Genomic DNA, 18,634 nt, shown 5'->3' on the forward strand with positions numbered 1-18,634 from the left:
GGACGCTCACCAAGCGTCGTGCAGCCCTGGAGGGCATCGTGCAGGTCATCTCCCGTAGTCGAAGAGCTCCGTCACGGCGGGGTCTCGCCCTCTGGTCGGCGCTGCTCGCCGCGCTGGCGAGCAGCGTCCTGGCCGGCGCGGCCGGCGCGCAGGCAGCCGCGGCAGACACCGGAAAGGGGACCGCGGCCGGCACCGCCTGGCGGCAGGGCGCGTTCCACCTCGACCCGACCGGCGTGGCGTCCCGCTCCGACATCGTGCTCGGCTCCCCCAACACCGACCCGACCGCGTCGACGCCGCTGGGCAACGGCTCGCTGGGCGTGGCGGCCTGGGCGGCCGGCGGCTTCACCGCGCAGCTCAACCGGTCCGACACCATGCCGAACCGCAAGTCGCCCGGGCAACTCACCATCCCCGGCCTGTCGGCGATCTCGCACGCCGCCGACTTCCACGGCCGACTCGACGTCAGCGACGGCGTGTTGCGCGAGTCCGGCGGCGGCATGTCGCTGAAGGCATGGGTGGCCGCCGGCAAGGACGAACTGGTCGTCGACGTCTCCGGCGCCGACCCGTCGATCGCCCAGACCGCCTCGATCGACCTGTGGTCGCCCCGCAAGCCGGCCGCGGCCGTCACCGACCGCACCGGCACCCTCGCCGAGACCTGGGTGGACGGCGGCTCGGGCGGCAGCGGCAAGACCTTCGGCACCCTCGCCGCGCTCACCGCCGGCGGCCGACAGGTGAGCACCACCGTGGCGGGCCCGACCCGGATCAGCACGAGTTTCAAGCCGAACGCCGACGGCACCTTCCGCGTCGTGGTCGCCGCCCCCGGCTGGGCCGGCGGCACCGCCACCCGCACGCCCGCGAGGACCGCCGCCGCGGTGATCGGCGGCGACGCGACCGCCCGCGAGACGTCCCTGCTCGCCGCCCAGGACCGCTGGTGGGACGGCTACTGGACGCACTCGGGCCTCGTCGAGATGGACTCCGCCGACGGCAGCGCCGCCTACCTCGAGAACCTGCGCACGCTGTACCTCTACGAGGAGGCGGCGTCGATGAAGAAGGGCATCCTCCCGGGCAGCCAGGCCGGCGAGGCCGACATGTTCGCGTGGGACAAGGACACCCAGACCTGGACCCCGTCCGCGTACTGGCTGTGGAACCTGCGCACCCAGATCTCGGCGAACATGTCGTCGGGCAACTACGCCCTGAACACGCCGATCTTCGACATGTACGCCGACGACACCGCGCAGATCGAGGCGTGGACGAAGACCGCGATGGGCGGCCTGCCGGGCTCCTGCGTACCGGAGACGATGCGCTTCAACGGCAACGGCGGCGACCTGACGCCCGGCGCCAACGCGTCCTGCAGCGAGGCCAGTTCGCCGAACTGGAACGCGCTGGACATCTCCAGCGGCCCCGAGGTCGCGCTGTACATGTGGGAGCAGTACCAGGCCACCGGCGACAAGGCCGCGCTGAAGAAGTACTTCCCCTTCATGAAGTCCACGCTCGCCTTCCAACTGGCGTACCAGACCGTCGGCAAGGACGGGCTGCTGCACGCCGACGCCAACGCGCACGAGACGCAGTGGGCGGTGCAGGACCCGACCACCGACATCGCCGTCGACCGGACCCTGTTCCCGATCATCACGCAGGCGGCGCAGGCGCTCGGCACCGCGAAGACCACCGACGCGGCACTGCTCCAGCAGGTCGCCAAGGCGGAGACGCAGATCCCGCCGTACCCGCGCACCGACCAGGCCACCCGCACCCAACTGCTCAACCCGGACTACTCGCAGGCGCAGACGCAGGCCGCGGACGCCACCGGGACCGACATGATCGCGATCTCCTACCAGCCCGCCGCCCAGCGCCGAAACGGCGAGAACATCGAACTGGAGCCGCTGTGGCCGTGGAACACGGTCAGCGACCAGGACACCGACCTCTTCGCACTGGAGCAGCGTTCGTACGACCACCGGCCCAACAAGGGCGGCAACGACTGGTCGATGGACGCGATCGACGCGGCCCGGCTGCAGGACCCCGCCGAGGTGCGCGCCGACCTCGTCTCGATCACCGAGGCCCACCAGGTCTACCCGAACGGCTTCGCCGACCTCGGCAACAGCGTCGGCTACCAGCCGTACATCGAGCAGGAGTCGGGCGCCGCGACAGCGGTCGACGAAGCGCTCGCGCAGGACTACGACGGCATCGTCCGCTTCGCACCGGCCTGGCCGAGCGACTGGGACGGCAGCGGCAGCGTTTACCTCCAGCACCAGAACAAGGCCGACGTGCAGGTGCAGGACGGCAAGCTGGTCACCGCCGCGATCGAGGCGGGCAGCACCGGCACCCTGAAGGTGAAGAACCCCTGGCCCGGTCAGCGGGTCGAGGTCGTGGACGGCCGCACCGGCCGCACCGTGGTCAAGGCCGGCACCCCCGCTTTGCTCGACGTGCCGGTCCGCAAGGGCGGTTCGTACCTCGTCCAGCAGGTCGCCGCGCCCACCACGGCCCTGCCGTACCGTCCGGTTACCGGCAGCGCCCCGACCGCGGCACGCCACCTCGGCGGCGTGCAGATCGGCCTCGACCACGCCTCCACCTCCGGCACGTCCACCGTCGGCACCGTACTCGGCGACACCAACGCCTCCTTCGGGCTGACCCAGCTCGACTACACCGGCTCGGCCGGCGCCACCACCACCGCCGGCACCGTCGCCGGCCTGACCGCGCGCACCACCGGCACCGGCACCGGCACCAAGTCGACCGGCAGCGACCTCTACTTCGGCATCGCCGACGACACCGCCGCCACGGCGAAGTACGACGCGAAGGTGACGGTCTCCTACTACGACGCCGGCACCGGCACGCTCGCGCTCCAGTACGACGCCGGCCCCCGCCACCCCTACCAGCAGGCGGCCACCACCGTGGCGCTGCACGACACCAAGACCTGGAGGACGGCCGAATTCACGCTCTCCGGCGCCTACTTCGGCGGGCTGCAAAGCGCCGGCGCCGACCTGCGGCTGCACTCGGCCACCCCGATCACCGTGCACAGCACGGCCGTTGCCGTCACCGGCGCGTGGGTGCCGGACCGGCGCGCCTTCCCGCCGGCGCCCGCGATCACCACCCCGCGCGACGGCGGCACCGTGAAGCTCGACTCCGCGCTCGCGGGCACGGCCGTCCCGAACGGCACCGTGACGGTGCACGAGGGCGACCGCACGCTGTGCACCGGCACCGCCGACGCGGGCGGCGCGTGGAGCTGCGCCCCCGACGGCGGGCTCACCGCCGGGCAGCAGACCGCCACCGCGACGGTCACCGACCCGACCGGGCTGACCGGTGACGCCTCGGCCGCGGTCGGCTTCGACGCCTCCGACCTGCCGCCCGGCACCGCCGTGGTGGGCGCGGTGGTCGGCGCCACCAACCACGCCTACGGGATGAGCGAGGACGAGACCCCCTCCGGCGGCTTCGACGGCCCGACCACCGCCGCGGTGGTCGACGGACTGAGCGCCCGCACCAGCACCGACTCCAACATCTACTTCGACATCGACGACACCGTCGCCCACGCCGGCGTCTACACCGCCGAGTTCACCGTCTCCTACTACGACCAGGGCGCCGGCTCGTTCAACGTGCAGTACGACGACGGCACCGCCAACCCCTACAAGTCCGCGCCCGCCATCGCCCTCACCGGCAGCGACACCTGGAAGACCGCGACGGTGACCGTGGCGGACGCCTACTTCGGCGGGCAGCAGCACTCCGCCGCCGACTTCCGGCTGCGCAACGGCGGCGGGCAGGTCACCGTGCACAGCGTCGCGGTGAAGATCACCGGCGACGGGGTGCCCGACACCGCCGCCTTCGCCCCGCCGGTCACCCTCACCTCCCCCGCGCCGGGCGCGACCGTCAGCGCCACCCCGGCGCTCACCGGCACCAGCGAGCCCGACGCCCAGGTCACCGTCACCGCCGAGGACTCCACGCCCGTCTGCGCGGCCACCGCGGCCGACGACGGCACCTGGACCTGCACCCCGTCCCAGGCCCTCACCGCCGGCCCGCACACCCTCACGGCAAGCGCCAAGGACCCGACGGGCACCCCCGCGAAGGACGCGGACGTGGCGGTCACCGTCCAGTAGGCGGCCGTCTCGCGCACACAGCAGCGGTGCCGGTCGAACCCGACCGGCACCGCTCGTGCGTTCCAAGGGCCGCTACCAGGCGGAGTGCTCCGTCGCCTGGTCGGCGATGCGCCAGGTCATGGTGGGCAGGCCGTCGCGGTCCCACTCGTAGTGCTCGAGGAGGGTGGTGCGCTCGTCGAAGACCCGGCTGACGGCGAGCACGCCGTTGGGGTGCCAGTCCTTGAACTCGCCGACCACCTGGCCCATCCGCAGCGAGCCCTTCGAGCGGAGGGTGCCGTCCGGGTACCACTCGACGGTCGGGCCGTCGGGCACCCCCTCGCGGTAGGTGCTGAGCGCGACTCGGGCCTCGCCGGCGAACTCCTCCACCTCTCCGGTGTACAGCTCGTTCCGATACACGACGCGCAGATCCTCGTCCTTGCCGACGTCCGGATCGTCGAAGTTGATGCGCTGCACCGGCCTCACTCCTGTCCCAGTCCCCTTTTTCCGTTCCGCCCCGCGCCACTCGTGCGGCGGCGGTCCCCCACGCCGTCACCGGGCGGAGGACCGTACCGGACCTGCCTGGCCCCCAGTATGGCGGCCCCGCGGGACCCCCGACGCCGCGCGGGCGGCCGATTCGCCCGACAGGCGCAAAGCGCCCCGGAACGCGGGGTCACACGTCCTTGGCCGGGGAGGTCCTGGCGAGCCACTCGGCCGCTTCCGAGGCGGGGAGGGCGGCTTCGAGGACGAGGTCGCCCGGCATGTTGGAGAAGAGGCGGCCGGCCGGCCAGGCGCGTTCGTACGGCGGGGGGTCGAGGACGAGGAGGCGGACGCCGTCGACGACGGGGATGTCGGCGGGGATGCCCTCGTTCCAGATCCAGGTGCCGTCAGGGGCCACCAGGTTGAACGAGCCGGTGGTGTCGGTGTCGCCGGTCCCGGCGCGGCAGACGGCCACGGCCAGGTCGCTCGGCGCGGTGCCGGGGACGTGGCCGCCGCCGACGAGTTCGCCGGCCAGCAGCGTGTGCAGCTGGAAGTTGTCGCCGAGGCCGCTGATCCGGACCCGGTAGCCGGTGCCGCTCTCGCGGTGCAGCACCACCAGCGGTTCGTCGTCCAGGACGGCGAGCATGTAGCGCAGGTACTTCAGGCCGCCGCCGGTGGCGTCGCCGACCCGCTCGGCCGCATCGATCAGCGCGGCGCGGTCGGGCAGGGCGAGCCGGACCGGCTTGTGGTTGAGGACCGCAACCGCGGCCATCTCCCACTGCGGCAGCGTCCACCACGCCTCGGTGGCGGGCTGGCCGACCCGGTCGAAGACGGCGTCCTCGGGGTCGGAGTGCTCCGGGTCGGGCAGGTCGCCGCCGCCGGTGGCCGCCCACCGGGTGGTGAACTCCTCGGCGCCGGCGAGGGCTTCGCCGACCCCGGCCAGCACGGTCGGCGCGCAGGCGAGCGGGTCGGCGCCGCGCTCCACGGCCGCGCCGATCACGACCGCGACCACCGACCGCGGCCCGGGCGGCACTTCGGGCAGAAGTGTCGCCAACCGGGGTGCCACGGCTGCCAGTTCGGCATCGTCGGCGTCGTGGAAGGTCTGCTGGAGCAGCCCGAACGCGTCTCCCGACGCCTGGGAGTCGCGGGCCCGCACGGCTGCCTCGAAGTCGGCGACCGCACTGCTGAAGGTGGCTTGTCCGGAGTTCACCCGCGCAGCCTATCGGCCGGGTCGGACACCACGGCCGCGATGCCCGATACCCGGCAACTGCCCGTCCCGGTCAGGGCTTCGCGGCGGCGAAGCGGCCGAGGGCGGCCACGGTCAGCGCCTCGACACCCGCGCCGAGGGTGGGGTCGATCAGCGGCGCGAAGCGCGGGGAGTGGTTGCCGGGCAACTGGTCGAAGGTGCCGTCGGCCAGCGCGTCCAGCACCCTCTGGGTCTCCAGGCCGCCCCAGAACCAGAAGACCGTCGGCACCTGCGCGGCCGTACCGAACAGGCCGACGTCCTCGCTCGCGGTCACCAGCGGCATCGGCAGCATCCGGTCGGCGCCGAAGTGCCCGGCGAGGTCGGCCACCACCGCGCGGGTCGCCTCCGGGTCGCTGACCAGCACCGGCGCCGGGGTGTCCCAGGTGATCTCGGGGTCCCGGGTGGCGCCGCCGGCCAGCGACTCCCCGCGCGCGACCCGCTCCACCGCCGTCCGCAGCAGCCGCCTTGTCTCGTCGTTGTACGACCGCAGGCTGACGCCCAGTTCCGCGGTGTCGGGGATGACGTTCTCCTTGCTGCCCGCCTGGAGCCGGCCCACCGTGACCACCGCGGACTCCTGCGGCGGCACCTCGCGGGCGACGATCCCCTGCAGCCGCAGCACGGTCGCGGCGGCCATCACCACCGGGTCCACGGTGCTCTCGGGCCGGGCGCCGTGGCCGCCCCGGCCGAACAGCCGGATGACGGCGGTGTCGGCGCCGGCCATCACCGTGCCCTCGCGGTAGCCGATCCACCCGGCCGGCAGCGGGCCGACGTGCTGGCCCAGCACGATGTCGGGGCGCGGGAACCGCTCGAACAGGCCGTCCTCGATCATCGCCTGCGCGCCGCGCATCCGCTCCTCGGCGGGCTGGAACACCACCAGCAGGGTGCCGGACCACTCCGCCCTCGCCCCGGCCAGCACCGTCGCCGCGCCCGCCAGGCACGCGGTGTGCATGTCGTGGCCGCACGCGTGCATCACCGGCACCTGCTCGCCGTCCTCGGCCCGGGCCCGTACCGTGCTCGCGTACGGCAGGCCGGTCTCCTCCCGCACCGGCAGCGCGTCCATGTCGGCGCGCACCATCACGGTCGGCCCCGGGCCGTTGGCCAGCACCCCGACCACCCCGGTGCCCCCGACACCCGTCGTCACGTCGTACCCCGCGGCCGCGAGCAGTTCCGCCGCCTTTGCCGCGGTCCGCCGCTCCTGGAAGGACAGTTCCGGGTGCGCGTGCAGGTCCTTGTACAGCTCGGTGAGTTGGGGCAGCAGCCCCTCCTCCCACCCGTCGGGCATGAGCGGCATGGGGCTCCTCCTCGGTCGACACGTCAACCTGTCGATGCGGAGCGTACCCGCCGGTACGGTTGGTGCCGTGGCGACGACTCGACCGGATGACGCCGAGGCTCTGGCGACCGGGGCGCTCGACTGGCTCCTGGGGTGCTCGCGAAGTACCGCGGGCGGGGACCCGGCCGGAGGTCCGGGTACGGACCCGGGCGGAGGCCCCGGCGGGGGTCTGGCCTGGACCACCAGGCCGAGTGACGACGAGCTCAATCCCACCCTTTACAGCGGCACTTCGGGCATCGTGCTGGCCCTCCTGGAGGCGCGCGGGCACTTTCTCGACGACCGTTACGGCGACGCCGCCGTGCGCGGTGCCCGCAGCATCGCCGCCGCGGTCGGGGAGTGGGAGCTCAGCTCGCTGTACTTCGGCCTGACCGGGATGGCCGTCGCGCTGCGCGCCGTGCACGACGTGCTGGGCGACACGGCCGCTGGCACCGCCGCCGACCGCGCCCTGGACCGGGTGCGCGCACGGTTCGACGGGACGCGCTGGGGACCGCAGTTCGACCTGCTCGGCGGCAACGCCGGCATCGCCCTCGGCGCGCTGGCGACCGGCGACGTCGAACTGGCCGTGCTCGCGGTGACTCCCTACCTGCGCACGGCGGAACCGACCCGGGCAGGCGTCCACTGGGAGACGCGGGTCGGAAGGGCCGCCCGGCAGCACCACCTCTCGCACGGCACGCTGGGCGTCGTCCACGCCCTGGCCTCCGTCGGCCGGGCCGCGAACCGCCCCGACCTGGTCGAACTCGCGGCAGCCGGCGCCTCGGACGTCGTGGCCCGGAACGAGGCCGGCCCGGAGGGCTTCCTGGTCCCGCACTCCGACCCGCAGGACCAGCCGGACCGTATCGAGCGGTACAGCTACGGCTGGTGCCAGGGCCCGGCCGGCGACGCGCAGGTCTTCCGCCTGCTGCGTGAGGTCCTCGGCGACCCGGCGTGGTCGGCGCTCGCCGACCGGTGCTGGTCCACCGTCACCCGCTCCGGCCTGCCCGAGCGGTCACGCCCCGGCTTCTGGGACAACAGCGGCCGCTGCTGCGGGACGGCGGGGGTGCTGGCGCTGGCCTGCGACCGGCACGTCGAGGAAGGCACGGGGCTCGCGTTCGCGGACGTCCTCGTCGCGGACCTGGTCTCCCGGGCGACCGTGGACGAGGGCGGCGCCCGCTGGTCGAACGTCGAGCACCGGGCCACTCCGAGCGCGCTCGAACCGCTGACCGGATGGGCGATGGGCAACGCGGGCATCATCCGTGAACTGCTCCGCTGGGTCCGCGCCGGCACAGGCCGCGACCCGGCGTACGCGGTCACCTGGCCCGATCACCCGCCGACCCGCAACGCCCTTGGCGGAAAAGGCTAGTTCGGGCTCGGAGCGTGGGTGGCGAGGAAGGGCAGGAGGTGGGTGAGGGTCTGCTGCGGGTCCTCCAGCATCGGTGAGTGGCCCAGGCCGGGCAGCAGTTCGACCCGCGCGCCGGGAACTGATGTGTAGTCGGCGGCGGAAGACGGCCGCCAGCGGTGGTCCTGCTCGCCGAAGAGCACCAGCAGCGGCTTCGCCAGGACGGCCAGTCTCGCCGGGACCGCGCGCCGCCGCAGGAACTCCTCGGCGCCCCGCCCGGTCGCGACCGTCCCGTGCAGGGTCATGGCCCGCGCGTCGTCCACGATCTGCTGCGGGATCGCGTAGCCGGGGCGGCTGAAGCCCGTGCTCAGCGCACGGCGGATCAGGCCGTCGGTGCGGACCCGCCACAGGAGCGGCCCGAGGACCGGAGCGAGCACCAGCCGCCCCGCGAACCCGTCCGAGAGGAACGCGTCGAGCCGGGGCCCGGTGTCGATCAGCGCCAACGCGGCCACCAGGCCGGGCCGTTCGTCGGCGAGCGCGGTCACCACCAGGCCGCCGGTCGAGTGGCCGATCCCGACGGCCCGCCGCACGCCGAGCCGGTCCAGTACCGCGCCGACCCGCCGCGCGTGCTCGGGTATCCGGTAGCCGGGTCCCTCCGGCGCGGCCGAACGGCCGTGGCCGAGCAGGTCGATCCGGACGACGTGGTACGCGCGGGCCAGTTCCGGCGCGATCGCGTCCCACCAGTGCGCCGACGCGGCGAGCCCGTGCACGAGCACGAGTGCCGGGGCGTCGCGGGGGCCGTCCTGCCGTACATGGAGGTCCCCTCCTTCGACGGGGAAGAGCAGGTCCTCAGTGGTCATGGGCCGACTGTGCCGCCCCCGCACCCCCTACGTCTTGGACGAATGTTCCGGCCCGCCGGGGCGGCCTAGCATGGACGTATGCGGTCCGGGGGGTACGAAAGCGGGTCCGGCGGCACGTCCGGAAACGGGGACGGCCGCGCGTCCGGGAGCAGGTACGGCAGCGCGTCCGTGTGGGATGTCGTCGGCCCGGCGCGGCGCGGCCGGCTGGCGGGGGTCGGCATGGCCGGCTTCCGGGACGGCGGCACGGCCTCGGTCGGCCAGCGGGTGATCCCGCACCCGTCGGTGATGCTGGCGGTGGAGTTCGGCGCGGGCTCGCCGATCGTGGCCGACGCGGCCGGGCGGCGGCAGCGGGGAAGCCTGGTCGCCGGCCCCGGGCTGGGGTCCGGCGGGGCCGTGTGGGTGCGGGGCAAGGACGTCGAGTGCCTGCAGATCCGCCTCTCGCCGCCGGTCGTCCGTACCCTGCTCGGCGTGTCCCCGGCCGACCTCGACGGCTTCGTGGCCCTCGACGACGTGTGGGGCCGGGCGGCGACGGCACGCGTGCGCGAGCGGTTGAGCGAGGCCGCATCCTGGGAGCAGCGCTTCGCGTTGGCCGAGGAACTGCTCGAACGCGGCCGCGGCGCACGGGCGCCGGTCGACCCGGAGGTGGCGTGGGCGTGGCGGCGGATCGTCGCCGGCGGCGGCACCGTACGCGTCGAGCGGCTGGCGGGCGAGGTCGGCTGGAGCCGCAAGCGGCTGTGGTCCCGGTTCCGTGCGCAGCTCGGGCTGCCGCCGAAGCGCGCGGCGCGGCTGGTCCGCTTCGACCGGGCGGTGCACCGCCTGGTCGCCGGGGAGGCCGCGGCCGGGGTCGCGGCCGAGTGCGGCTACACCGACCAGCCCCACCTCCACCGCGACGTCATGGCGTTCGCCGGGGTCACCCCGTCGGCCGTGACCCGCGAGTCGTGGCTGGCCGTGGACGATGTCGCCTGGCCCACCCCCACCCGCTGACCACCCGCTGGCCGGCCCCGTCAGCCCTCGGGGGTGACGAACTCGGGCTGGTCGAGGATACGGAGCCAGCTGCCGTCGGGCTGGCGCCGGACCACCTGGGCGCGGGCGCCGGCCCCGTCCCGAGGGGCCGTGGAGGTGAGCGCGACATCCCCGTTGACGAGCGTCGGCAGCGGCTGCTCGGGCGCGAAGTGCGGCCGGTTCGCCAGTACCTTCGCCCAGAGCGCCCTGATCGCCTCGCGTCCGACGGTCTGCCCGCCGGGCGGATACGCCAGCACCGCGTCCTGCGCGTAGAGCGCGGCGACCCCGTCCGCGTCACCGGCGTTGGACCGTTCGACGAACAGGCGGGTGATGTCCTCGGGGCGCATGGCCTTGGCGTACTCCGGCATGGCGTTCTCCTCTCGTACGGCTGCTGCTCGTGGTTCCGCTTCCGTGTCCGCCTCCCAGCGTGGTCCGGCCACGGCCAGAAGTCCAACACATGGTTCTGATGCGAGTTAGAATCAGCAGTCATGGATCTGAGGCAGCTGGAGTACTTCGTCGCGGTCGCGGAGGAGCAGAACTTCACGCGGGCCGCGGAGCGAGTCCACATCAGCCAGTCCGGGGTGAGCGCGCAGGTCCGCCGCCTGGAGCAGGAGTTGGGCGCGGAGCTGTTCGACCGTTCCGCGCGCGCCGTGACACTCACGGTCGCGGGCAAGGCCGCGCTCGCACACGCGCGGGCCGCCCTCGCGGCCGTCGGCGCCGTGACGCAGGCGGTCGGCGAGGTCACGGAGGTGATCCGCGGGCGGCTCGCGGTGGGGATGGTCATCGGCTGCACCCTCACCCCGCTGTTCGACGCGCTCGCCGGTTTCCATCGCGCGCACCCGGGCGTCGAGATCGCGCTGCTGGAGGAGAACTCCGAGCGGCTGGTCGAGCAGGTGCGGTCCGGCGCGCTCGACCTCGCGCTGGTGGGGACGGCGAGCGCCGTGCCCGACGGGTTGGAGGCGCTCACCCTGATCAGCGAGCGACTGGTCGCCGCCGTACCGTCCGACCACCCGCTGGCCGGGCGGCGGCGGCTCGCGCTGCGCGACGTCACCGCGTACCCGATCATCTGCATGCCGCCCGGGACCGGGCTGCGGACCGTCTTCGACCGGGCGTGCGCGGCGGGCGGCCTCCACCCGGTGATCGCCTTCCAGGCGAGCGCGGCCGACGCGATCGCGGACCTCGCCGCGCGCGGGCTCGGGGTGGGGGTGCTCAGCGCGTCCATGGCCGAGCGCTGTCGCGACCGGCTGGTCGCCCACCCCCTCGACGGCGCCGCCGCCCCCACCCATCTCTCCCTCGTCTGGCGCCCGGCCCCTCCCCCCGCCCTGCGCGCCCTTCTCCCCTACACCCGGCGGGCGTTCAGCTGACGCGCGAGCACCTGACGCGTGCCGCATGCCCGAACACCCCGCGGTCCGGGGCTTCTCGCGACCGCTCAGGCGATGGTCGCCGGGGTGTCCCGCAGGGTGACGCTGGCGTGGCTCTCCTGGAAGCTCTGGTCGGAGACCAGGGTCAGCCGGGCCGTGGACTGGAACTCCGGCAGCGTGGCGGAGCCGCAGGAGACCATGGTCGTCTTGAGTTTGGCGATGGTCAGGGCGAGCCCTTCGTCGAGGTCGCCGGCGTAGGGGACGTAGCCGTCGACGCCTTCCTCGAAGATCAGCCCCTCGCCGCCCTGGCCGTAGCGCTGCCAGTTGCGGGCCCGGTTCGAGCCCTCGCCCCAGTACTCCTTCACGAAGCCGTCACGGGTGGGGAGTTTCGCGCCGGCGGCCTGGTCGAAGCGGGCGAAGTAGCGTCCCATCATGACGAAGTCCGCGCCCATCGCCAGCGCCAGGGCCACGTGGTAGTCGTGCACGAGTCCGCCGTCGGAGCAGATCGGCACATACACGCCGGTGCGGTCGCGGAAGGCGTCCCGGGCCGCGGCGACGTCCAGCACCGCGCTGGCCTGGCCGCGTCCGATGCCCTTCTGGTCGCGGGTGATGCAGATCGAGCCGCCGCCCACACCGACCTTGACGAAGTCCGCGCCGGCCTCGGCGAGGAAGGTGAAGGCTTCGCCGTCGACCACGTTGCCGCCGCCGGTCGGGATCTCCGGGTAGTGCTTCTTCACCCAGGTCAGGGCCTGCGCCTGCCAGTCGCTGAAGCCGTCGGAGGAGTCGAAGCACAGCGCGTCGGCGCCCGCTTCGAGCAGCGCGGGGACGCGCTCCTGGTAGTCGTGGGTGTTGATGCCGGCGCCCACCCGCAGCCGCTTGGCGGAGTCCACCGCCTGGTGCGGGAAGCGCTTGTTGTCGGCGTAGTCCGACCGGAACACCAGGTGCTGCAGCCGGCCCTCGTCGTCCAGCACCGGCAGGCAGTCCAGCCGCTGGTCCCACAGCCGGGCGTTGGCCTCGGAGAGCGTGATGTCGGCGGCGGCGTGCGGCAGTTCGGCGATGGCGGTCATCCGACCGCTCACCGGTCCGTCGAGGTCGTGCCGTTGCGGGTGGAAGTCGCGGGAGGTCACCAGCCCGAGCAGGCGGCCGGTGGCGGTGCCGTCGTCGGTGACCGCGGCGGTGCTGTGCCCGGTGCGGTGCATGATGGCGACCAGCTGCCTGAGGCTGTCGTCCGGGCGGACGTTGGTGTCGCTGGTGACGAACCCGGCCTTGAAGTTCTTCACCTGACGGACCGCCGCGGCCTGGTCCTGGATCGACTGGTTGTGGTGCAGGAAGCTCAGCCCGCCGTTGCGGGCGAGCGCGATCGCGAGCTCCGGGGTGCTGACCGCCTGCATGATCGCGGACGTGAACGGGGACCCCAGTTCGATCGCCGACCGCTCCCCCACGCGATGCCGCACCAGCGGCGCGGACAGGTCGACCGTCGCGGGCGAGCAGTCGGTCCGGGTCCGGTTCGGCAGCAGCAGGAACTCGTTGAACGTCCTTGAGACCTCGGCGATGATCTGTGCCACGCGTTCCTCCTGACCCGTCGGCGCGGGCCCGGCTGCCCGGCCGTGACCTGGCACCTTATCGGCTGCCCCACCCCCGCACGAATCGCCTGCCCGCACCCGCCGTCGCGGCCTGGACCGGGGCCCGGGTCAGGCCGGGGCGGGGGCGGCGCGGAAGGCGTCGGCGTGACGTGCGCACCAGTCGGCGAAGGTGCGGGGGCGGCGCCCGAGCAGTCGCTGGACGGTGTCCGTACGGAACCCGACCGTGTCGGCCCGCATGAGGGCGAGGCTCTCGGCGACGGCGTCGGCCAGTGCCGGGGGCGCCCCGTGCGGGAAGCGGGACCGTACGGCCTCGGCCGGGGTGGCGGCGGCGCGGACCTCGATGGCACGGCCGACCGTACGGGAGATGACCTGGACCTGCTCGGCGACGGTGAAGGTCTCGTCACCGGTGAGGGCGTACTCCCGGCCCTGGTGGCCGGCTTCGGTCAGGGCGAGGGCGGCGACCTCGGCGATGTCCGCGGGGTCGATCGGCGCGTGGCGGCCCGGGCCGATCGGGTCCAGGACGTAGTTGCCCGCACGGAGGGTGGGGAGCCAGTCGAGCGCGTTGGTCATGAAGCCGCCGGGGCGCAGGAAGGTGGCGGGGATGCCGCAGGCGCGGACGAGCCGCTCGCGCTCGTGGTGCCAGCGCCCCATCGCGGGCATCGGGTCGAAGGCGACGTGGAACGAGGACAGGTGCACGATGTGGCGCACCCCGGCGGCCTCAGCGGCGGCGAGGGCCGCGGCGGTGTGGTCGGTGCCGATGCCCTGGGTGAGCAGGAAGACCCGGTCGACGCCGGCGAACGCGGGTGCCAGCGTGGCGGGTTCGCCCAGGTCTCCGACCGCGCGCCCGGCGCGCTCGGGCAGTCCGGCGGCGCGTGCGGGATCGCGGACGAGGATGCGTAACTCCGCGTCCCTCGCGTCGAGTTCGCGGACGAGCTCCCGGCCGATGTTCCCGGTGGCACCGGTGACCAGTATCATCGTGGCTCCCCAAAGTCGTTTGCCGTCTAGCGAGTTCAGGAAGACGTTAGCCGGTGAATGATTAGCCGTCAACTGATCTGTGTGCGACGGGCGTTGGCTCCCGCACCTCACCGAGGGGCCGCGATGTCGGAGTTCCTGGACCTGCACGGCCGTACGTCGAAGGCGCTCCGGGCCCTGGCCGACGCGGCCATGCGACGCCATGGGCTGCACGTCGGGCAGAACCACCTGCTCGCCGCGTTGTGGGAGCGGGACGGCCGCACGCCCGGCGAGGTCGCCGCCGCGCTCAACGTCACGACGCCCACCGTCGTCAAGATGGCCGACCGGATGACCGCCGCCGGGCTGCTCACCCGTCGCCGTGACGACCGCGACAACCGCCTCGTCCGCCTCTGGCTCACCGACGCGGGGCGCGCGCTGCGTGAACCGGTGGAAGCGGAACGGCGGTTGATCGAGGAGAAGGTCACCGCTGACCTCACCGAGGCCGAACGCGAAGCCCTCCTCAGCGGCCTGGCGAAGGTCCTCCGAGCGGCACGCGAGCTGTCGCGCGAGGCGGATGATCAGGACGGCGGAAGGAAGGACGGCGGCTGACCGAAGGGCGCCTGACCCTCACCAGTAGGTGAGGAGGAGGTGGTTGAGGAGGAGGGCCAGGACGGCCTGGGCGGCGAGCCAGGTGCGGCGGTCGGGGGCGGGGAGGAGCGCCGCGGTGGCGGGCAGCCAGAGGGTGAAGGGCAGCCAGATCCGCTCGGTCTCCGCCTTGCTCATGCCGGAGAGGTCGGCCGCGAGGAGCGCGAGCAGCATGGCGCAGGGCAGGAGGAGGACCGGGTCGAGCCGGGAGGGCCCGGAGAAGCGGGAAGCCCGGGAGAAGCCGGTGAGCCGACCGAGCCTGGCGAGCCCAGAGGGCCGTGCGGGCTCGGAGGTGGGGCGCGGGGCGCGCAGCGCGCCCGGACCGGCGGCGAGCGCGCGGCGCAGGCCCGCGAAGGAGGCGAGGCCGGCGGCCGCGAGGACGGTGCCGAGGTCGCCGAAGAGCCAGTAGGAGTACGGCCGATCACCGCCCGCGCCCTGGTAGTAGCGGATCTTGAGCAGGCGGTAGGCGTCCCACCAGTCGAAGCCGGCCAGGGTGAAGCAGACCGGCACGACGAGGGCGCCGAGCAGGACCAGCGGGAGGGGCCGCAGGGTGCGGGTGGACCAGAGCAGGGCGACGACCGGCACGACCAGCAGGGTCAGCCCGTAGGAGAGGTAGAGCGCGAGCCCGAGCAGCAGCCCGCTGCCGAGCGCGGCGGCGGCCCGCCGGGACCGCGACCGGCCGGTGGCGGCGAGCGCCAGCAGCGCCAGCGCCCAGGCGGCGACGGCGGCGAAGTAGCCGTCCGCGGAGGCGCCGACCCACACCGCCCCGGGGGTGAGGACGAGGAAGGGCGCGGCGGTCCGCGCGGCGCGTTCCGAGCCGAGCGCGCGCAGGGCGACCAGGACGGCGGCGGCCACCGACGCGCCCGTGGTGATGACGAACGCGCCCGCCCAGGCGCCGCCGCCCAGCCCGATCCGGTCAAGACCGACGAAGGTCATCACCGCGGCGGCCGGGTGCCCGGCGACGTGCGCGTTCCAGTTGCCGGGCGAGCCGATGAGGATGTGGTGGGTGAAGTCCCGCAGCGTGGCGCCCGCGTGGCGGAAGCGCGGCACCTCGACGAGGTACTCGTTGCGGGTGGTGAGCCGGTTCGCCACGCCGCGCCGCCACCCGTCCACGAGCGCGAGCGACCACGTCCAGGCCATGGCGGCCGCCCACGCGGCCCACGGCAGCGCCCGCCACGGCAGCCGCTCGGCGAGCCGGGGCCCGTAGCCGACCGCCAGGACGGCGACCGCGACGGCGGCGGGGGTGCCGGGGCCGACGTGCGGGTCCCAGGTGGCGAGCAGCGGCGGCCAGGGGGCGTGCAGCTTGCCGGTACGGTGCTCGATCCGGGTGCCGACGACGGCGACGACCGCGAAGAGCACGAGTCCGGCGCCGGCGGCGGCGAGGTCCCGGCGGCGCCCGGCAGCGGGCGCCGCGACCGGTCCGGCGGGGACGGCAGGGACGGCGGGGACAGCGGAAACACCGGGTTCGCCGGGTTCGCGCGGCGGTTCGGCGCCGGGCTCGTGCAGGTTGGCGGGCGTGTTGGAGGGCGTGAGGGTCACCCGCATCACCCTAGGCAGCGGGACCGGTCGCGCCCCGGCCCCGCACCAGGACGTCAGACTTTCGTCATACGTCGCAGCCCCGGTTCCGGCACCGCGCGGACCTACAGTCCGGGCCATGGAAGTCCCCTCCGACCCCACCCCGGACCGGCCCGAGCAGCCTCCGTCGGCGCAGCCACCTTCCGAGCACCCGCCCTCCGAGCACCCGCCGTCGAAGCAGCCGGCCTCGCCGCAGCCGCCGCCCGGGCCCACCCCGCCCCGCGCCGCCGACGCACCCGCGTCCGGCCCCCGCCCCGCCGACGACGCGTCCCCCACCCCCGCCTCGCCTCTCGCCCGCCTCAACTCCCTCCTCCCGCAGGGCCCTTGGCGCAGCCCCCTGCGCGGCCCCTGGCTCACCTCCGTCTTCGGGGTGGTCCTGCTCGTCGGCATCCCCGTGCTGTTCCTCACCGGCCTGCTGTCGTACGCCGCCTACAACCCGAACCTGTCGCCGGTCAACGACAAGACCCCGGGCAAGGGCCTGCTGGGCTTCTACCTCTTCTCGTGGCCGACCCATCCGTACTGGCTGTACCGCGTCGACCAGGGCGTGCACGTCACGCTCGGGATCGTGCTGGTGCCGGTGCTGCTGGCGAAGCTGTGGTCGGTGGTGCCGAAGCTCTTCACGCTGCCGCCGGTCCGCTCGCCCGCGCACGCGCTGGACCGGCTGTCGCTGCTGCTACTGGTGGGCGGCGGGATCTTCGAGTTCGTCACCGGCGTGCTGAACGTGCAGCTGGACTACCTCTTCCCCGGGTCGTTCTACCCGCTGCACTTCTACGGCGCCTGGGTCTTCTTCGGCGCGGTGGCCGCGCATGTCGCGCTGCGGCTGCCGAGGACCGTACGGGCCCTGCGCAGCCGGGACTTCAGGGCCGAGTTGCGCACGCCGACCTCCCGTACGGTGCCGGAGGCCGAAGACGACTCCGGCCTGGTCTCCACGCATCCGGCGGCGCCGACGATGTCGCGGCGCGGGGCGCTGGGCATGGTCGGGCTCGGCTCGGTGGCGCTGTTCGTGGTCACCGCGGGCCAGAGCATCGGCGGGCCGCTGCGTGAGACCGCGCTGCTGGCGCCGCACGGCCGCGACCCGGGCACGGGCCCGAACGGCTTCCCGATCAACAAGACCGCGGCGCTGGCGCACATCCGCCCGCAGGACGTGGGCGAGGGCTGGCGGCTCGTGGTGCACGGCGCCGGCAACGGCCACCGGGTGTCGCTGACCCTCGACGAGCTGCGGGCGATGGCCCGGCACGGCTCGGCGCTGCCGATCGCCTGCGTCGAGGGCTGGTCGACGTCGGACCAGCACTGGGAGGGGGTGCGGCTGGCCGACCTCGCGGCGCTGGTCGGCCACCCCACCGACCCGCCAGGGGTGTTCGTGGAGTCCGCGCAGTTGTCCGGGTCCTTCCGGGCGGTCGCGCTGCGCGCCAACCAGGTCCGCGACCCGCGCTCGCTGCTGGCGCTGCGGGTCAACGGCGCGGAGCTGTCCCACGACCACGGCTACCCGGCCCGGATCATCGTGCCGAACGCGCCCGGGGTGATGAACACCAAGTGGGTACGCCAACTCACCTTCGGCGCCACGACCTTCGGAGCCCGCGCATGAACCGCCGCATGCCGCACCGCCGTACGCCGACTCCCCTCCGTCGTAAGCCGGTTGCCCGCCGCCGTACGCCGACTTCACCGCGCCACGGTCCGATCGAGCGGTTCCGGGCGCTGTACGGCGCCTCCCCCGCCCACCTGCTCATCCTCCTCGCCTCCTTCGCGGTCTGCGGGTACGCCGCCGAACGGCTGCTGGAGCGGAACTGGTTCGACGTGGCGAAGTGGGTGGTGGGCGCGGCGCTGCTGCACGACCTGGTGCTGCTGCCGGCGTACGCGGTCGCGGACTGGGCGCTGCACAAGGCGCTGGGCGCGCGGCGCTCCGGCTCGCGCAACGCCGTCGTCGACCACATCCGGTTGCCCGCCTTCCTGTCCCTGCTGCTCCTGCTCGTGTACTGGCCGCTGATCAGCGGGGCCAGGACGCACTACGCGGCGGCGACCGCGCTGGACCCGGACGTCTTCCTCGGCCGCTGGGCGCTGATCACCACCGCGCTCTTCGCGGCCTCCGGGGCGGCGTTCGCGCTGCGCCGGTGGCGGGCGGCGCGGCGGCCCGGGCGAGGACCGGCGCGCGCGGACCCGTCCGGATGAGGACGCGGCAGCGGAAGCGGGGTCCTTACGGACCTGTGACGCCCCCGCGCGCAGCCGCCTGTGGGCCC

General features: G+C 74.1%; 15 protein-coding genes. 7 read left to right on the forward strand and 8 right to left on the reverse strand.

The window, feature by feature from the left end; all coding sequences use genetic code 11:
• Positions 1-38: 38 nt before the first annotated feature.
• Positions 39-4,076, forward strand: coding sequence for an Ig-like domain-containing protein (locus tag OG370_RS08370; RefSeq protein ID WP_328462153.1), 4,038 nt, complete (start codon positions 39-41; stop codon positions 4,074-4,076).
• Between the two features lie 72 nt (positions 4,077-4,148).
• Here OG370_RS08370 and OG370_RS08375 read toward each other — a convergent pair whose 3' ends face one another.
• The 3 genes from OG370_RS08375 to OG370_RS08385 form a co-directional block, all read right to left on the reverse strand.
• Positions 4,149-4,529, reverse strand: coding sequence for a toxin-antitoxin system YwqK family antitoxin (locus OG370_RS08375; protein WP_328462155.1), 381 nt, complete (start codon positions 4,527-4,529; stop codon positions 4,149-4,151).
• Positions 4,530-4,725: 196 nt separating this feature from the next.
• A complete protein-coding gene (locus OG370_RS08380; protein ID WP_328462157.1) occupies positions 4,726-5,742 on the reverse strand; it encodes a hypothetical protein in 1,017 nt (338 codons plus the stop codon).
• 70 nt (positions 5,743-5,812) lie between these two features.
• Positions 5,813-7,069 carry an amidohydrolase gene (locus OG370_RS08385; RefSeq protein WP_328462159.1) on the reverse strand — a complete coding sequence of 419 codons (1,257 nt, stop codon included), beginning with the start codon at positions 7,067-7,069 and terminating at the stop codon, positions 5,813-5,815.
• A gap of 67 nt (positions 7,070-7,136) precedes the next feature.
• Here OG370_RS08385 and OG370_RS08390 point away from each other — a divergent pair, with 67 nt between their 5' ends.
• Complete coding sequence (locus OG370_RS08390; RefSeq protein WP_328462161.1) at positions 7,137-8,447, forward strand: lanthionine synthetase LanC family protein; 1,311 nt, start codon at positions 7,137-7,139, stop codon at positions 8,445-8,447.
• On the opposite strand, the gene OG370_RS08395 is transcribed toward OG370_RS08390, so the two are convergent.
• The gene (locus tag OG370_RS08395) at positions 8,444-9,283 is read right to left on the reverse strand and encodes an alpha/beta fold hydrolase (protein WP_328462163.1); all 840 of its coding nucleotides are present in this window, start codon (positions 9,281-9,283) and stop codon (positions 8,444-8,446) included. The two genes, OG370_RS08390 and OG370_RS08395, sit on opposite strands and share 4 nt — an antisense overlap.
• Positions 9,284-9,361: 78 nt before the next feature.
• Here OG370_RS08395 and OG370_RS08400 point away from each other — a divergent pair, with 78 nt between their 5' ends.
• Positions 9,362-10,267, forward strand: a complete 906-nt coding sequence (locus OG370_RS08400; RefSeq protein ID WP_443060631.1) for a helix-turn-helix domain-containing protein — start codon at positions 9,362-9,364, stop codon at positions 10,265-10,267.
• A gap of 20 nt (positions 10,268-10,287) precedes the next feature.
• Here OG370_RS08400 and OG370_RS08405 read toward each other — a convergent pair whose 3' ends face one another.
• A complete protein-coding gene (locus tag OG370_RS08405; RefSeq protein ID WP_328462164.1) occupies positions 10,288-10,653 on the reverse strand; it encodes a YybH family protein in 366 nt (121 codons plus the stop codon).
• Between the two features lie 120 nt (positions 10,654-10,773).
• On the opposite strand from OG370_RS08405, the gene OG370_RS08410 reads away from it, so the two are divergent.
• The gene (locus OG370_RS08410; RefSeq protein WP_328462165.1) at positions 10,774-11,649 is read left to right on the forward strand and encodes a LysR family transcriptional regulator; all 876 of its coding nucleotides are present in this window, start codon (positions 10,774-10,776) and stop codon (positions 11,647-11,649) included.
• A 65-nt stretch (positions 11,650-11,714) separates the two neighbouring features.
• On the opposite strand, the gene OG370_RS08415 is transcribed toward OG370_RS08410, so the two are convergent.
• Positions 11,715-13,211: an IMP dehydrogenase gene (locus OG370_RS08415; protein WP_328462166.1), complete on the reverse strand. Its 1,497-nt coding sequence runs from the start codon at positions 13,209-13,211 to the stop codon at positions 11,715-11,717.
• A gap of 126 nt (positions 13,212-13,337) precedes the next feature.
• Complete coding sequence (locus tag OG370_RS08420) at positions 13,338-14,204, reverse strand: NAD(P)H-binding protein (RefSeq protein ID WP_328462167.1); 867 nt, start codon at positions 14,202-14,204, stop codon at positions 13,338-13,340.
• A gap of 123 nt (positions 14,205-14,327) precedes the next feature.
• On the opposite strand from OG370_RS08420, the gene OG370_RS08425 reads away from it, so the two are divergent.
• Positions 14,328-14,789, forward strand: coding sequence for a MarR family winged helix-turn-helix transcriptional regulator (locus OG370_RS08425; protein WP_328462168.1), 462 nt, complete (start codon positions 14,328-14,330; stop codon positions 14,787-14,789).
• A gap of 18 nt (positions 14,790-14,807) precedes the next feature.
• Here the strand turns inward: OG370_RS08425 and OG370_RS08430 are convergent, their stop codons facing one another.
• On the reverse strand, positions 14,808-16,370 hold the full coding sequence (locus OG370_RS08430) for a hypothetical protein (protein WP_443060632.1): 1,563 nt from the start codon (positions 16,368-16,370) through the stop codon (positions 14,808-14,810).
• A gap of 109 nt (positions 16,371-16,479) precedes the next feature.
• On the opposite strand from OG370_RS08430, the gene OG370_RS08435 reads away from it, so the two are divergent.
• Together OG370_RS08435 and OG370_RS08440 are read left to right on the forward strand one after the other, a co-directional pair.
• Complete coding sequence (locus OG370_RS08435; RefSeq protein WP_328462169.1) at positions 16,480-17,985, forward strand: molybdopterin-dependent oxidoreductase; 1,506 nt, start codon at positions 16,480-16,482, stop codon at positions 17,983-17,985.
• Positions 17,982-18,566, forward strand: coding sequence for a hypothetical protein (locus OG370_RS08440; protein ID WP_328462171.1), 585 nt, complete (start codon positions 17,982-17,984; stop codon positions 18,564-18,566). Before OG370_RS08435 ends, OG370_RS08440 begins: the two co-directional genes overlap by 4 nt.
• The last annotated feature ends 68 nt before the right edge of the window (positions 18,567-18,634 follow it).

Source organism: Streptomyces sp. NBC_00448, from assembly GCF_036014115.1.
GTDB lineage: Bacteria > Actinomycetota > Actinomycetes > Streptomycetales > Streptomycetaceae > Actinacidiphila.

What these genes read in the sequence shown, in the direction of transcription:
- OG370_RS08385 (WP_328462159.1), bottom strand. Translation starts at nt 7,069, where the DNA reads ATGCCGCTCATGCCCGACGGGTGGGAGGAGGGGCTGCTGCCCCAACTC.
- OG370_RS08395 (WP_328462163.1), bottom strand. Translation starts at nt 9,283, where the DNA reads ATGACCACTGAGGACCTGCTCTTCCCCGTCGAAGGAGGGGACCTCCAT.
- OG370_RS08400 (WP_443060631.1), top strand. Translation starts at nt 9,362, where the DNA reads ATGCGGTCCGGGGGGTACGAAAGCGGGTCCGGCGGCACGTCCGGAAAC.
- OG370_RS08405 (WP_328462164.1), bottom strand. Translation starts at nt 10,653, where the DNA reads ATGCCGGAGTACGCCAAGGCCATGCGCCCCGAGGACATCACCCGCCTG.
- OG370_RS08410 (WP_328462165.1), top strand. Translation starts at nt 10,774, where the DNA reads ATGGATCTGAGGCAGCTGGAGTACTTCGTCGCGGTCGCGGAGGAGCAG.
- OG370_RS08420 (WP_328462167.1), bottom strand. Translation starts at nt 14,204, where the DNA reads ATGATACTGGTCACCGGTGCCACCGGGAACATCGGCCGGGAGCTCGTC.
- OG370_RS08425 (WP_328462168.1), top strand. Translation starts at nt 14,328, where the DNA reads ATGTCGGAGTTCCTGGACCTGCACGGCCGTACGTCGAAGGCGCTCCGG.
- OG370_RS08430 (WP_443060632.1), bottom strand. Translation starts at nt 16,370, where the DNA reads ATGCGGGTGACCCTCACGCCCTCCAACACGCCCGCCAACCTGCACGAG.
- OG370_RS08435 (WP_328462169.1), top strand. Translation starts at nt 16,480, where the DNA reads ATGGAAGTCCCCTCCGACCCCACCCCGGACCGGCCCGAGCAGCCTCCG.
- OG370_RS08440 (WP_328462171.1), top strand. Translation starts at nt 17,982, where the DNA reads ATGAACCGCCGCATGCCGCACCGCCGTACGCCGACTCCCCTCCGTCGT.